14 protein-coding genes are annotated in these 14441 nt (G+C 54.1%); 1 reads left to right on the top strand and 13 read right to left on the bottom strand.

Features of this window, described 5'->3' with window-relative positions:
• Nucleotides 1-3: 3 nt before the first annotated feature.
• The 13 genes from lpxA to rpsB form a co-directional block, all read right to left on the bottom strand.
• Complete coding sequence (gene lpxA / locus AC6I7A_RS03610) at nt 4-792, bottom strand: acyl-ACP--UDP-N-acetylglucosamine O-acyltransferase (RefSeq protein WP_009091978.1); 789 nt, start codon at nt 790-792, stop codon at nt 4-6.
• A 3-nt stretch (nt 793-795) separates the two neighbouring features.
• Nucleotides 796-1251, bottom strand: a complete 456-nt coding sequence (gene fabZ / locus AC6I7A_RS03605; protein WP_009091980.1) for a 3-hydroxyacyl-ACP dehydratase FabZ — start codon at nt 1249-1251, stop codon at nt 796-798.
• 152 nt (nt 1252-1403) lie between these two features.
• Complete coding sequence (gene lpxD / locus AC6I7A_RS03600) at nt 1404-2429, bottom strand: UDP-3-O-(3-hydroxymyristoyl)glucosamine N-acyltransferase (RefSeq protein ID WP_058958057.1); 1026 nt, start codon at nt 2427-2429, stop codon at nt 1404-1406.
• A gap of 3 nt (nt 2430-2432) precedes the next feature.
• A complete protein-coding gene (gene skp / locus AC6I7A_RS03595; protein WP_003852644.1) occupies nt 2433-2930 on the bottom strand; it encodes a molecular chaperone Skp in 498 nt (165 codons plus the stop codon).
• Nucleotides 2931-3037: 107 nt separating this feature from the next.
• Nucleotides 3038-5449 carry an outer membrane protein assembly factor BamA gene (bamA, locus tag AC6I7A_RS03590; protein WP_009091984.1) on the bottom strand — a complete coding sequence of 804 codons (2412 nt, stop codon included), beginning with the start codon at nt 5447-5449 and terminating at the stop codon, nt 3038-3040.
• Nucleotides 5450-5500: 51 nt separating this feature from the next.
• On the bottom strand, nt 5501-6850 hold the full coding sequence (rseP, locus tag AC6I7A_RS03585) for a sigma E protease regulator RseP (RefSeq protein ID WP_009091986.1): 1350 nt from the start codon (nt 6848-6850) through the stop codon (nt 5501-5503).
• A gap of 12 nt (nt 6851-6862) precedes the next feature.
• A complete protein-coding gene (gene cdsA, locus AC6I7A_RS03580) occupies nt 6863-7720 on the bottom strand; it encodes a phosphatidate cytidylyltransferase (protein ID WP_009091988.1) in 858 nt (285 codons plus the stop codon).
• An 18-nt stretch (nt 7721-7738) separates the two neighbouring features.
• Complete coding sequence (ispU, locus tag AC6I7A_RS03575) at nt 7739-8491, bottom strand: (2E,6E)-farnesyl-diphosphate-specific ditrans,polycis-undecaprenyl-diphosphate synthase (protein ID WP_009091989.1); 753 nt, start codon at nt 8489-8491, stop codon at nt 7739-7741.
• Nucleotides 8492-8672: 181 nt separating this feature from the next.
• Nucleotides 8673-9869: a 1-deoxy-D-xylulose-5-phosphate reductoisomerase gene (gene ispC / locus AC6I7A_RS03570; protein WP_046101259.1), complete on the bottom strand. Its 1197-nt coding sequence runs from the start codon at nt 9867-9869 to the stop codon at nt 8673-8675.
• Between the two features lie 111 nt (nt 9870-9980).
• Nucleotides 9981-10538, bottom strand: a complete 558-nt coding sequence (frr, locus tag AC6I7A_RS03565; protein WP_009091992.1) for a ribosome recycling factor — start codon at nt 10536-10538, stop codon at nt 9981-9983.
• Between the two features lie 143 nt (nt 10539-10681).
• Nucleotides 10682-11407 carry a UMP kinase gene (gene pyrH, locus AC6I7A_RS03560; protein ID WP_009091994.1) on the bottom strand — a complete coding sequence of 242 codons (726 nt, stop codon included), beginning with the start codon at nt 11405-11407 and terminating at the stop codon, nt 10682-10684.
• A 157-nt stretch (nt 11408-11564) separates the two neighbouring features.
• Nucleotides 11565-12416, bottom strand: a complete 852-nt coding sequence (gene tsf / locus AC6I7A_RS03555; RefSeq protein WP_009091996.1) for a translation elongation factor Ts — start codon at nt 12414-12416, stop codon at nt 11565-11567.
• Nucleotides 12417-12597: 181 nt separating this feature from the next.
• On the bottom strand, nt 12598-13323 hold the full coding sequence (gene rpsB / locus AC6I7A_RS03550; RefSeq protein ID WP_009091997.1) for a 30S ribosomal protein S2: 726 nt from the start codon (nt 13321-13323) through the stop codon (nt 12598-12600).
• A gap of 317 nt (nt 13324-13640) precedes the next feature.
• Between rpsB and map the strand changes: the two genes are divergently transcribed.
• Nucleotides 13641-14435: a type I methionyl aminopeptidase gene (gene map, locus AC6I7A_RS03545; protein WP_058958056.1), complete on the top strand. Its 795-nt coding sequence runs from the start codon at nt 13641-13643 to the stop codon at nt 14433-14435.
• The last annotated feature ends 6 nt before the right edge of the window (nt 14436-14441 follow it).

Here is a 14441-nt window from a genome sequence, read left to right as displayed (position 1 = left end):
GAATTAACGAATTAATCCACGGGTTGAACGGGCAAAGAAATCGTAGAAAGGCTGCACTTCGCTATGCTGCTGCGCAAGCGCTTCAATCTCCGGCTTCACTTCCTCCAGCGTTCTGCCGCTGCGATAGAGCAACTTGTAGGCGTTGCGGATCGCGTGCAACGACTCTTTGCTGAATCCACGGCGCTTGAGGCCTTCAATGTTGATCCCGAACGGCGTGGCATGGTTGCCCTGCGCAATAACGTAAGGCGGCACATCCTGCGCCACGCCGGAACAGCCACCCACCATCACGTGCGCACCAATAGTGCACCACTGATGCACTGCTGTCATGCCGCCAATAATGGCGAAATCATCGACCGTGACGTGACCACCCAGGGTCGCGTTGTTGGCGAAGATACAGCGGTTACCGATGACGCAGTCGTGCGCAATATGAACGTTGACCATCAGCAGATTATCGCTGCCCACCGTGGTGACATGGCCACCCTGAGTGGTGCCGCGATGAATCGTCACGCTTTCACGGATGCGGTTGCGATCGCCGATTTCAACCCGTGTTGGCTCACCGGCATATTTCAGATCCTGGTTCACTTCGCCGATAGAGGCGAACTGATAGATCTGGTTATCTTTACCGATACGTGTGTGGCCGTTCACCACAACGTGTGACTTCAGTACCGTTCCTTCACCGATCTCCACATTCGCGCCAATAAAGCAAAACGGGCCAATGTGAACGCGGGCGCCGATAACCGCGCCCTCTTCGATGACAGAACTGGGATGGATAGTGGCGGTTGGATCAATCACGAATTATGCCTCCCGGCTGCGGGCACACATCATGGTCGCTTCACAAACGATTTTACCGTCGACAGTCGCCACGCCTTTGAAGCGGGTCAGACCACGGCGGGTTTTCTCGAAAGTGACTTCCATGATCATCTGGTCGCCTGGTACCACAGGGCGCTTGAAGCGGGCGTTGTCGATACCGGCAAAATAATAGAGTTCACCTGGCTCCAGTTTACCTACGCTTTTAAACGCCAGAATACCGGTGGCCTGCGCCATCGCTTCCAGGATAAGAACGCCAGGAAAAATCGGTTTACCAGGGAAATGCCCCTGGAAAAACGGTTCGTTAACAGAAACGTTCTTCACTGCACGCAGGTATTTGTGCTCTTCAAATTCCAGCACGCGGTCTACCAGCAGAAACGGATAGCGGTGCGGCAGCAGCTCTAAAATCTCTTCAATTTTCAGAGTATGAGTTTCAGTAGTCAAAATACTCTTCCTGTCCTAAAAATCTGATGACATCAATAACACGGCCTGCACAGATCAAAATGATCTTCCGCAGGCCGCAAATAGGTTCTGTGGCGCCGGGCTTCCCTGCTTAACATTTTTATTATGAAAGCCGGTCAGTTTTGGGATGGCGGTCAGTCGTCTTTGCCGACCTTGCGCTCGATGGCTTTTAAGCGTTTGCTCATGTCATCGATGTTCATCACCAGCGCTGCAGTTTTGCGCCAGGTTTTGTTGGGTTGCAGCGGAATGCCTGAGGAATAGACGCCAGGCTCTGTGATAGGACGCATGACCATGCCCATACCGGTCACGGTGACTTTGTCACAGATTTCCATATGGCCGTTAATGACGCTGGCACCGCCAATCATACAGTAACGTCCAATTTTCAAACTACCCGCCATGATCACACCGCCTGCAACCGCAGTATTGTCACCAATAACTACGTTGTGAGCGATCTGGCACTGGTTGTCTATGATAACACCATTGCCTATCAGAGTGTTATCCAGCGCACCGCGATCGATGGTAGTGCAGGCACCAATTTCCACCCGATCGCCGATAATTACCGCGCCTAACTGCGGGATTTTCACCCAGTTACCGCGATCGTTGGCATAGCCGAAGCCATCAGAACCGATGACGGTGCCTGACTGAATCAGACAATCCTGGCCGATCTGAATCTCATGATAAACGGAGACGTTGGCCCAGAGACGGGTACCACGACCGATGCGGGTTTTTTTGCCCACAAAGCAGCCTGCGCCGATCACCACGTTGTCGCCCAGCTCCACATCCGCTTCGATGACGGCGTTAGCGCCAATCGCGACGTTGTTGCCGAGTCGGGCTGAAGGGTCGATCACCGCGCTGGGCGCGATATTCTGCGCGGGCTGGGGGGTGGTATCGAGTATCTGTGCCATACGCGCATAGGTCAGGTAGGGATTTTTCACCACCAGCGCTGCCGTATTGCACCACTCCAGATCCGCTTCCGTCAGCACCACGGCTGAAGCCTTTATCAGGGCGAGTTGCTCGCGGTAACGGCTGTTTGCAAGAAATGTGATTTGGCCAGTTGTGGCGGATTGCATAGAAGCAATGCCGGAGATGACGATATCGCCATCTCCGTGCAATTCTGCATCCAACTGCTGGGCTAAATCAGCCAGTCGAATAGATGCCATGAATTATTTAACCTGTTTCAGCACGTCAGCAGTAATGTCTTTTGCGTTTGATGCATAAGCCACCGCGTTCGCGTCGATCACGACATCGTAACCATCGCTGTCAGCGACTTTCTTCACGGCGTCCTGAATGCGGCTCAGCAGCTTGTTACGCTCTTCCATCTGACGACGGCGGTTATCCTGCTCAAAGGCCTGGGCTTTTGAAGAGAAAGCTTCACGCTGAGACATGACATCTTTTTCCATACGGCTGCGTTCGCTGGCCTTCATGGTAGAGCCGTCACGCTGTAAACGCTGCATTTTAGTTTGCAGATCGCGTTCCTGGCTCTGCAGCTCAGTTGCACGGCCTTTGAACTCATTTTCCAGCTGTTTAGCAACAGTCGCACGTTGCGGTAACTGTTGGAAAATGCTGGACACGTTTACCACTGCAATTTTGTCAGCAGCCTGAACACCAGCGGAAACCGCTAAAGCAAGACCCAGACCTGCGGCACACAACAACTTTTTCACTATAAACTCCTTACCATCAACGTTTGTGTCAGCGACACAGTGTTTGCCCCGGAACAGCCTGCGCTGTCCGGCAGCAAGACTTCAGCTATGCATCCATGCTCAGATCATTACCAGGTTTTACCAATGTTAAACTGGAACTGCTCTGACTTGTCTCCATCCACTTTCTTTATCGGCTGGGCGTAAGAGAACACCAGCGGGCCGAGCGGTGACATCCACTGCAGCGCAACACCGCTTGAAACGCGGATATTGTTAGGATCGCTGTAGTCCGGAATGCCCGCCGCACGAGTTTCGGCCGTGTTTTCCCAGTGGGTATCCCATGCGGTACCGGTATCGACAAACACCGAGGTACGTACCGAGTTGGCATACTTCTCGCTCAGGAACGGCGTTGGCGTGATCAGCTCCAGGCTGGCAATCGCCATGGCGTTTCCGCCGACCGCATCGTCAGACTTACAGATGCCATCCGGATCGGCCAGGCGGCAATTCGACGAGTTGTTATTGTAGTAGGCAGCCTTCGGACCAATGGTATTGGACTGGAAGCCACGAACGGTACTGGAACCACCGGCGTAGAAGTTCTCATAGAACGGCATCTCTTTGCCGCCGAGACCATCGCCGTAACCCACACGGCCACGACCCAACAGCACCCAGGTGTGATCCTGGTTAATCGGCACATACTGCTGGGTGTCCAGCGTGGCCTTGTAGAAGCTGTTGTCTGAGCCAGGAATCGTCACCTTACCGTTCAGGTTGGTGCGGTTACCCGCCGTCGGGAAGAAGCCACGGTCCAGCGTGTTGTAGGTCCAGCCGTAGTTGAAGGTGAAGTCATCAGCAGAGAATTCGCCTTTATCATCCAGCTGCTGCGGCTTGCCGACTGAATCCAGATAACGCCACATCGCCACCTGCGGCTGCATGTTGGAGAGGTCGTTATGGACATAGCCCAGACCGACACGCAGGGTGTTGTTTTCGTTAACCGGGAAGCCCAGCGTGCCATCCAGACCATAGCTCTTGTTGGTATAGTCAGAGAGGTCGGCATTGTCCGCTTTAAAGTCGTTATAGAACAGACGACCACCCAGACTCACCCCATCCACGGTGAAGTAAGGGTCAGTCAGCGAGAACTCGGCATAGGTCTGGTAGTCATTTTTGGTGCCGCTGATGCCGACGGTATTACCGGTGCCCAGCCAGTTATCCTGCGTGACCCCGACCTGGAAGCTTACGCCACTCTCGGTGCCGTAACCGACGCCGAAGTTGAAGGTCCCGGTGTTGCGCTCTTTAACCTTGTAGACCACATCAACCTGATCCGGTGAACCTGGCACGCGCTGGGTATCCACATCGACGTTTTCAAAGTAACCGGTGCGGTTCAGACGCTCTTTGCCCTGCTCGACCAGGTCGCTGCCCAGCCAGGCCCCTTCCATCTGACGCATTTCACGACGCAGCACCGCATCTTTTGAGGTGTCGTTACCTTCAAAGCGAACGTGACGCACGTAGTAGCGGTTACCGGCATCGACGTTGATGTGCAGTTTGACAGTCTTATCAGCATCGTTGATTTCAGGCTGTGTCACGACGCGCGGATAGGCGTAGCCGTAGCGGCCCAGCAGTTTCTTGATGTCATCTTCCATCTTCGTGACTTTGGCGCCGTTATAGAGCTCGCCTGCCGGAATTTTGGTCAGATGTTCAATCTCTGCTGAGTGGCCTGCCATGCTGCCATTCACGATCACGCCGGCGATTTTGTACTGATCGCCTTCAGTGATGTTGACCGTGATGTAGATGCCTTTTTTATCCGGCGTCAGGCTGACCTGGGTCGAATCGATATTAAAGCGGGCGTAGCCGCGATCCAGATAGAAGCTGCGCAGGGTTTCGAGGTCACCGGCCAGTTTCTGTTTCTGGTATTTACGGTCGCCGACCACGTTCCACCAGGGCACTTCATCGCGCAGCTGGAAGCGGGAGATCAGTTCATCAGAACTGAACGCCTTGTTACCGACGATGTTGATCTGCTGAATTTTGGCAGAGACACCCTCCGTAAAGACCAGCTTCAGATCGACACGGTTACGCGGCAGTGGCGTGACCACCGCTTTCACGTTGGCCGTATATTTACCGACGCTGTAGTAGAAATCCTCCAGGCCCTTCTCGATAGAAGAGAGCGTGGTACGGTCAAGCGCTTCGCCGACACGCACACCGGAGGCTTCCAGATTCTGTTTCAGCTGATCCTCTTTCACCGCTTTGTTACCGGTGAAGGTAATGCTGGCAATGGTAGGACGTTCTTTGACCTGGACAATCAGCGTTGTACCGTCTCGCAGGACCTGAACATCCTCAAAGTTGCCAGTCGCGAACAGTGAGCGAATGGTGTTTCTGACATCATCGTCATTCACCGTATCGCCAACCCGAACTGGCATGCTCAGCAGAGCCGCGCCGACGGCGACTCGCTGCAGCCCTTCGAAATGAATATCCTTCACCACGAAATCGTCTGCACCGTAAACGGTGGCGCTGCTAAACAGCAGCGACGCTATGAGCAACTTTTTCATCGCCATCGTTATTATGCGTTTTCCTAACACATCCCCTGAATGTTCGCGTTCCAGCGGTTACAAACGGGAGAAATCATTGAAAAGTGCAAGCCCCATTAACAGCACCAGCAAAATCGAACCGATGCGATAACTAAAGTCCTGAACTCGCTCGGACACCGGTCCACCTTTGATCTTTTCGATCGCCAGGAAGAGCAGATGCCCACCATCTAAAACCGGCAATGGGAACAGGTTGATGATGCCCAGGTTGACGCTGATCAGCGCCAGGAACATCAGGTAGTAAATCAACCCATACTCTGCTGACAACCCTGCACCCTGCGCAATCGAGATTGGCCCGCTCAGGTTGTTCAGCTTCACATCACCCGTGATTAACTTGCCCAGCATAGAAACGGTAAGCTTCATCAGCTGCCAGGTTTTTACACTGGCCTCACCGATAGCCGCAAACGCGCCATACTGTCTTACCGTTCTGTACTCTTCCGGCAGCGGGACAATGCGCGGGATAACACCCGCAAATCCTTCGCCTTTGCTGCCCGATCTGGCTTCTGGCGTCATGGTCAGCGTAATTGCATCACCGCCGCGATCCACCTCAAGCGCCATGCTTTTGCCCGGGTTATCCCGGACCTGCGTGACAAAAGTCTGCCACTGCGATAATGGCTGACCATCGACTTTAACGATCCTGTCGCCAGCTTGCAAACCGGCTTCACTGGCTGGCGAGTTCGCCTGCACTTCTGCCAGCGTGGTCTCAATCTGTGGACCACGTGGCCGGATGCCCAGCGCGACAACCGGATCCTGCTTGTCTGGCTCAAACTGCCAGTTACGCAAATCCAGCTGTTTCTCCTGGGTCGCGTCCTCGCCAAATCGTGCCACCGTCAGGGTTGTGCTGCTGTCGCCGATTTTACCCACCAGCGCCATACGCACAGCATCCCAGTCAGGCGTTTCGATACCGTCAACCGCCTTAAGTTCCATACCGGGTGCAATTTGCGCTTCCGCCGCGACCGAACCGTTTAAAATTTCACCGATTACCGGGCGCACACCCGGCACGCCGTGAATAAACACAACCCAGTAGGCAAAGATGGCAAAGAGGAAGTTAGCGACAGGACCCGCCGCAATGATGGAAGCGCGCTGCCAGACGGCTTTGTTGTTGAAAGCCTGATGACGCAGTTCGGCGGGAACGCTCTCGACACGCTCGTCGAGCATTTTCACGTAGCCGCCAAGGGGAATCAGCGCGATGACAAACTCGGTGCCCTGGCGGTCACGACGCCGCCAGAGTGATTTACCGAAACCGATAGAAAAGCGTTCAACTTTGACGCCGCAGCGACGGGCGACCCAGAAATGGCCAAATTCATGGACGGTAATCAGCACGCCCAGCGCAACGATAAAGGCGACAAAACTCCAGATTATGCTCAACATCTTTGCCTGTCCTTAAAGGGTGCGAAACACCAGCAGCAATAAACAGGCAAACACCGGCACTGCCGCAGTCAGACTATCAATGCGATCCAGAATCCCGCCGTGACCGGGGATCAGATTACCGCTGTCTTTGATGCCCGCTTCGCGTTTGAACATACTTTCGGTGAGATCACCCAGCACCGACGCCAGGGTCGCAATCACCGCGCAGACCACCAGCGTGCCAGCTGACACCGTCAGAGGGGCCAGCGTTGCGAACAGCAGCGCAATCAGCGCGGAAGAGACCAGACCGCCCAGAAAACCTTCCCAGGTTTTACCCGGTGAGACCTTTGGCGCCAGCTTGTGTTTGCCGAACATCTTGCCAAACATGTAGGCCCCTGAATCCGCGCCCCACACCAGCAGCATGACAAACAGCAGCCACCAGGCCCCGGCAAAGTGATCGGTTTCATAGTGATACTGGCGCAGCGCCATCATGCCCCAGAAAAAAGGCACCAGGGTTAAGAGACCAAACAGCAGGCGAAGCGGACGTGAATGGCGCCAGAAGGCGGCCGAAGCGGGATAGGAGAGAACCAGCAGCAGCGCAACGACCCACCACACCAGCGACGCCCAGAGCGATGTCGCCACCTGCGGCAGATGCACATCATGCTGATAAGGAGGCAGAGTAAACTGCATCAGGGCCAGTAAGAGGCCACAAAGAACCGCCAGCCAGACGCGCTGCTGACGGGATGCCATCCCTGCCAGCTGACCCCATTCCCAGGCGGCCAGCATACAGATAATGATGGTGGTAATTGCGAAACCCACAGGTGGTAACCAGAACAGTGCAGCTATTACCAGCGGAATTAAAATTAACGCGGTAATCAGACGAGACTTCAGCAAAGGTTACCCCCAGATTGCTCAGGCGCCGCCTGGTGCAGCGCCGCCAAAACGACGCTCCCGCAGAGAGAATGCATTCAGTGCACCTTCAAAAACGTGTTCATCGAAATCCGGCCAGAGCACATCGGTAAAATAGAATTCAGCATAGGCAATCTGCCACAGCAGGAAGTTGCTAATCCGATGCTCTCCCCCGGTCCTTATCACTAAATCCACTGGCGCCAGCTCCTGCATACAGAGCTGCGACGTCAGGCTCTCTTCGGTAATCTGGTCAGGACGCAGTAAGCCTTCCTGAACCTGTTCAGCCAGTTTTTTCACGCCTTCGATAATATCCCAACGGCCGCCATAGTTGGCAGCAATGTTGAGCGTCAGGCCACTATTATTTGCAGTCAGCGTCTCAGAACGGCGAATACGTTCCTGAATACGCGGGCTGAATCGGCTGGTATCGCCAATGACGCGTAACCGGACGTTGTGTTTGTGCAGGCTCTTCACTTCACTGTCGAGTGCCCAGACAAACAGTTCCATTAACGCGGTGACTTCCTGCGCCGGACGGCTCCAGTTTTCACTGCTGAAGGCGTAAAGCGTCAGGGCTTCGAGATTGTTGCTGACAGCAAAGCTGACGGCACGACGTACCGATTTGACGCCCGCTTTGTGGCCTGAAATGCGCAATTTTCCCTGATTTTTGGCCCAGCGACCGTTGCCATCCATGATGATAGCGACGTGGCGCGGACCGTTTCCCTGCTGGTCATCAGTGTTGTTGTGATTGTTAGACGACATAACGCTTAACCAATTCCTTTCATCAGAAATGCTGTGGTTTCTGAATACATTGCGCCCGATTCAAATCCCGACAGATTCTCAGTGTCGGGCCACACCGAATTCGGTGACAGACCGTGAAACGCGAGCCAGCGACTATACCATTTTCACCTGAAGCGAACAAATGGCCTCATATCGATCGGCGTCACGACGTGAAGCGCGACAACATTTCTGTTGCCCGCGCGCGCGCAGAGCGATCGATTTCAAGGACAGCGTCCACCGAATCCGGTTCCGCACACACCTGTGCCGCCAGCACCGCACTGTTCAGCGCAGCGATGTCGGTAAAGCGGATCTGGTGATTCAGGAAAGCCGCAACGGCAACCTCGTTGGCTGCATTGAGCGTGGTGGTGGCCGCCTGCCCTGCTTCGCAGGCATCAATGGCCAGCTTCAGACAGGGGTAGCGATTAAAGTCAGGTTCAGCAAACGTCAGCGCCGACATGCGGGTGAAATCCAGCGGCGTCACGCCTGCATTAATACGCGAAGGCCAGGCCATGCTGTGAGCAATGGGCGTACGCATATCCGGTGAACCTAACTGAGCCAGCACGCTGCCATCGCAATATCGCACCATGGAGTGAATCACCGACTGCGGGTGGAGTATCACTTCCATCTGCGCTGCGCTGGCGTTGAACAACCAACGGGCTTCAATGTACTCAAGACCTTTATTCATCATGGTGGCCGAGTCGACAGAGATTTTTCTCCCCATCGACCAGTTCGGATGAGCACAGGCCTGATCGGGCGACATGGCGCTGAGATCGGCTAAATCTGTGTCACGAAAAGGACCACCTGATCCCGTAAGGATAATCGACTCAATGCCATTATCCCGCAGGTCAGCGTAACCTAACTGATGCTGGATGGTAGCCGGTAAACTCTGAAAAATGGCGTTATGCTCGCTGTCGACCGGTAGTAACTGTGCGTGATGATGACGCACAGCCTCCATAAACAAACGGCCGCAGGTGACAAGGGACTCTTTGTTCGCCAGCAGCACGGTTTTTCCGGCACGGATGGCTGCCAGCGTCGGCAGCAGGCCGGAGGCGCCAACAATCGCCGCCATCACCTGATCCACCTCATCCAGCGCGGCCAGCTCACAGGCTGCCTGAACGCCGGAGAGCACTTCAGTATTGACCCTGATTGCTCTCAGTCGCTCACGCAACGCAGCAGCGGAGGCTTCGTCTGCCATGCAGGCGTAGCGCGGGGTAAAGGCTGCACACTGTTCGGCCATCAGCGCCACGTTATGACCGGCCACCAGTGCTGTAATCTGATAGAGCGCCGGATTGGCGCGAACCACCGCCAGCGTGCTGGTGCCGATTGAGCCGGTTGATCCCAGCAGAGTTAATCGCTTCATGAAGCTATCCGTGTGAAGTCAGGGTGCACAGTGGCACAATGTAAAACGCCGCCAGATGTCGCATTCATACGAATACCTCTCTGTACGGCGTTTTTTCCGGCAGCGATGGGATTAGAAATCCATCAGCTCCGTCTCTTTTTCTGACAGTGCAGCATCCACTTTCTTGATGTAAGCATCCGTCATTTTCTGGATTTCATCCTGCGCACGACGTTCGTCGTCTTCGCTGATCTCTTTATCTTTCAGCAGCGCTTTGATTTTATCGTTGGCATCGCGACGGACGTTACGTACCGACACACGGCCCTGCTCGGCTTCGCCGCGCACGATTTTAATCAGATCTTTGCGACGCTCTTCGGTCAGTGCAGGCAGCGGAACACGGATGTCGCTGCCGGCTGAACTTGGGTTCAGACCGAGATCGGACTTCATGATCGCTTTTTCAACTGCCGCACTCAGGGTGCGATCAAACACGTTGATTTTCAGCGTGCGTGAGTCTTCCACAGTGACGGAAGCCAGCTGACGCAGTGGCGTCGGCGTGCCGTAATATTCGACGACGATGCCGTCAAGCAGCGAAGGGGAAGCACGACCCGTGCGCACTTTGCTGATGGTGTTTTTGAATGCTTCAACGCATTTTTCCATGCGCGTGTCAGCATCTTTTTTGATGTCGTTAATCACGTTGAAACCCTTGGATTCGGTTTGACCTGGCCAGTTCCGGCCTGGCCGGAAGCGGGATCGATAATCATCGATAATCCTGACTGGTGCGCGATGCGTCATCATCGCGCTGACAGAATATACCTTATTTTATCTCGCCTCGGGTATTAATGCGTAATCAGGGTGCCTTCTTTTTCACCCATCACTACGCGACGCAGTGCGCCTGGCTTATTCATGTTGAAAACACGGATAGGCAGTTTGTGGTCACGCGCCAGGGTAAAGGCCGCAAGATCCATCACTTTCAGCTCCTGATCCAGCACTTCAGTATAGGTCAGTTGCTCATACAGGGTCGCATCCGGGTTTTTCACCGGATCGGCAGAATAGACGCCATCCACTTTGGTCGCTTTCAGGACCACATCCGCTTCGATCTCAATGCCGCGCAGGCAGGCCGCAGAATCGGTGGTGAAGAACGGATTGCCGGTACCGGCGGAGAAGATCACCACGCGGTTGTTACGCAGCAGGCTGATCGCCTCTGCCCAGCTGTAGTTATCGCAGACGCCATTCAGTGGAATCGCTGACATCAGGCGGGCATTCACATAGGCGCGGTGCAGCGCATCACGCATCGCCAGGCCGTTCATTACGGTAGCCAGCATACCCATGTGGTCACCCACAACGCGGTTCATCCCCGCCTGCGCCAGGCCCGCTCCGCGGAACAGGTTACCCCCGCCGATCACAACGCCAACCTGGATGCCCAGCTCAACCAGCTCTTTTACCTCTTGTGCCATACGGTCCAGCACACTCGCGTCGATACCAAAACCTTCAGCGCCTTGCAGGGCTTCGCCGCTGAGTTTAAGCAGGATACGTTGATAAACAGGTTTTGCGTTGGTCGCCATGGTCAGTTCTTCCTGGAAGATAGGGTGTAAAGGAGAAGTAAATTGTGATCGATCATCCGCTTACCGCAATGAAATTGCTATTGGGATGAAACTGAAAATGTGTCTGTTGCGGTTCACAGACAAAAAAGAACCGCCATCTGGCGGTTCTTTCAGAGCATTAAGACTGCTTGGACATGGCTGCAACTTCTGCAGCGAAGTCAGACTCAACTTTCTCGATGCCTTCGCCCACTTCGAAGCGGATGAAGTTGATGACGTCAGCGCCCTGCTCTTTCAGAGCCTGGCCAACGGTTTTGCTTGGGTCGATAACGAAAGCCTGACCAGTCAGAGAAACTTCGCCGGTGAATTTCTTCATGCGGCCTTCAACCATCTTCTCTGCGATCTCTTTTGGCTTGCCAGACTGCATCGCGATGTCCAGCTGAACCTGGTACTCTTTCTCAACCACGTCAGCAGAAACGTCTTCTGGCTTAACGAATTCAGGCTTGCTTGCCGCAACGTGCATAGCGATCTGTTTGATCAGATCTTCGTTAGCGCCTTTCGCTGAAACCAGTACGCCGATACGTGCGCCGTGCAGGTAGCTGCCCAACTCTGCGCCTTCCAGGATTGCGACGCGACGGATGTTGATGTTCTCACCGATTTTAGCAACCAGTGCAACGCGCTCTTCTTCGAACTGCGCTTTCAGAACTTCTACATCGGTTACGCGATCGGCTGCAGCCGCGTCCAGAACTTTGTCTGCGAATGCCTGGAAACCGCCATCTTTTGCGACGAAGTCAGTCTGGCAGTTTACTTCCAGAATCACGCCGTAGTCGCCAACGATCTTGGTTTTGATCACGCCATCAGCCGCAACGTTACCTGCTTTTTTCGCTGCTTTGATTGCGCCAGACTTACGCATGTTCTCAATCGCCAGCTCAATGTCGCCGTTCGCTTCGGTCAGCGCTTTTTTGCAGTCCATCATGCCAGCGCCAGTACGCTCGCGCAGTTCTTTTACCAATGCAGCGGTAATGTCAGCCATTCCAGAATCCTCGGTTCGTGCCTGAGTACATGTGCACCAGCAGACACTTATTTGCGGAAAATTTACTCTGTCCCGCCGTCCGACAGGGGGCGTTACAGACTTAGATAAAATAAAGGGGCCAGTACAGGCCCCTTACAGATCACATCTGAATACTAAGGGCTCTTATGCAGAGCAAACCTTATTAAGCGTTTTCTAAAGACGCTTCTTCAGCTTGCTCAGCCAGATCCTGAGAACGGCCTTCGCGAACGGTGGTCGCAACGGCATTCAGGTACAGGCTTACAGCACGGATTGCGTCGTCGTTACCTGGGATAACGAAATCAACGCCATCTGGATCAGAGTTGGTATCAACGATAGCAAATACCGGGATACCCAGGTTGTTTGCTTCTTTGATTGCGATGTGTTCGTGGTCAGCATCAACAACAAACAGCGCGTCTGGCAGACCGCCCATGTCTTTGATACCGCCCAGGCTGTTTTCCAGCTTGGCCAGCTCACGCGCACGCATCAGCGCTTCTTTTTTGGTCAGTTTGTCGAAAGTACCATCCTGAGACTGAGTCTCCAGATCTTTCAGACGCTTGATTGACTGACGCACGGTTTTCCAGTTAGTCAGCATGCCACCTAACCAGCGGTGGTTTACGAAGAACTGGTCGCAGCTCAGTGCAGACTCTTTTACCGCTTCAGCAGCAGCGCGCTTGGTACCTACGATCAGGATCTTACCTTTACGGGAAGCGATCTTGTTCAGTTCAGCCAGAGCTTCGTTGAACATAGGAACGGTTTTTTCCAGGTTGATGATGTGAACCTTGTTACGTGCACCAAAAATGAATGGCTTCATTTTTGGGTTCCAGTAACGGGTCTGGTGACCGAAGTGAACACCAGCCTGGAGCATGTCGCGCATGGAAACAGTTGCCATGATTACCTCTGAAATTTGATTTGGGGTTGGGCCTCCATGTATCCCATACGACCGACCTCTTTCAAGGCACCCCGGCGTATGTGTCGATACATGTGTGTTTTATTACACATAATGAGAGTTATGCGTTTCCTGCTGACCAAAACGGCCATACAGAGAATCGTCGGCGCGCTTTATACCACAAACCGCCGGGGGACGCCAATAAATGATCGCTGACGGAAGCCAGCGCGTTCTCTATTTGGCAGCCCATTTTCTGGCTGCTAACATGACAGCACAGAACTTATTATTGTCGAAAATTTCGACAAATGCGGATTAATTTAATGCCAATTTCAATCAAAACAGCTGAAGAAATCGAAAAAATGCGCGTCGCGGGCCGCCTGGCCGCCGAAGTGCTGGAGATGATCGAACCGCACGTTAAACCGGGTGTGACCACCGGTGAACTGGACCGCATCTGCCACGATCACATTACCCAAAAGCAGCAGGCTGTCTCTGCCTGCCTCGGCTATCACGGCTTTCCAAAGTCGGTCTGCATTTCGGTAAACGAAGTGGTGTGCCACGGTATCCCGAGCGACGATCGCCCGTTAAAGGATGGCGATATCGTCAACATTGACGTCACCGTGATCAAAGATGAGTACCACGGCGATACCTCGAAGATGTTTATTGTCGGCAAACCGACCATTCAGGGCGAGCGCCTCTGCCGCGTGACCCAGGAGAGCCTCTATCTTTCACTGCGTCTGATCAAGCCAGGTATCCGTCTGCGCGAGCTGGGCCGGGCTATCCAGAAGTATGTAGAAGCGAATGACTTCTCCGTGGTGCGTGAATATTGCGGTCACGGCATCGGTAAAGGGTTCCACGAAGAGCCGCAGGTGCTGCATTACGATGCGGATGACAGCGGCGTCGTGCTGCAGGCGGGCATGACCTTTACCGTTGAACCGATGGTCAATGTCGGCGATTACCGCATCCGCACCATGAAAGATGGCTGGACGGTAAAAACCAAAGATCGCAGCTTGTCCGCGCAGTATGAGCATACTATTGTGGTGACGGAAAACGGCTGCGAGATTTTAACCCTGCGCAAAGACGACACGCTGCCTGCTGTGCTCGTCGCCGAGGGGTAATTCCCC

It is taken from the genome of Type-F symbiont of Plautia stali, from assembly GCF_059731105.1.
The sequence above is the reverse complement of the archived record's forward strand: the minus strand, read 5'-3'. Positions and strand labels throughout refer to the sequence as shown.

Bases quoted from the DNA above. Each gene is read 5' to 3' on its own strand.
- pyrH (WP_009091994.1), bottom strand. From the start codon at position 11,407: ATGGCGACCAACGCAAAACCTGTTTATCAACGTATCCTGCTTAAACTC.
- lpxD (WP_058958057.1), bottom strand. From the start codon at position 2,429: ATGGCATCTATTCGACTGGCTGATTTAGCCCAGCAGTTGGATGCAGAA.
- bamA (WP_009091984.1), bottom strand. From the start codon at position 5,449: ATGGCGATGAAAAAGTTGCTCATAGCGTCGCTGCTGTTTAGCAGCGCC.
- tsf (WP_009091996.1), bottom strand. From the start codon at position 12,416: ATGGCTGACATTACCGCTGCATTGGTAAAAGAACTGCGCGAGCGTACT.
- ispC (WP_046101259.1), bottom strand. From the start codon at position 9,869: ATGAAGCGATTAACTCTGCTGGGATCAACCGGCTCAATCGGCACCAGC.
- rpsB (WP_009091997.1), bottom strand. From the start codon at position 13,323: ATGGCAACTGTTTCCATGCGCGACATGCTCCAGGCTGGTGTTCACTTC.
- ispU (WP_009091989.1), bottom strand. From the start codon at position 8,491: ATGTCGTCTAACAATCACAACAACACTGATGACCAGCAGGGAAACGGT.
- rseP (WP_009091986.1), bottom strand. From the start codon at position 6,850: ATGTTGAGCATAATCTGGAGTTTTGTCGCCTTTATCGTTGCGCTGGGC.
- map (WP_058958056.1), top strand. From the start codon at position 13,641: ATGCCAATTTCAATCAAAACAGCTGAAGAAATCGAAAAAATGCGCGTC.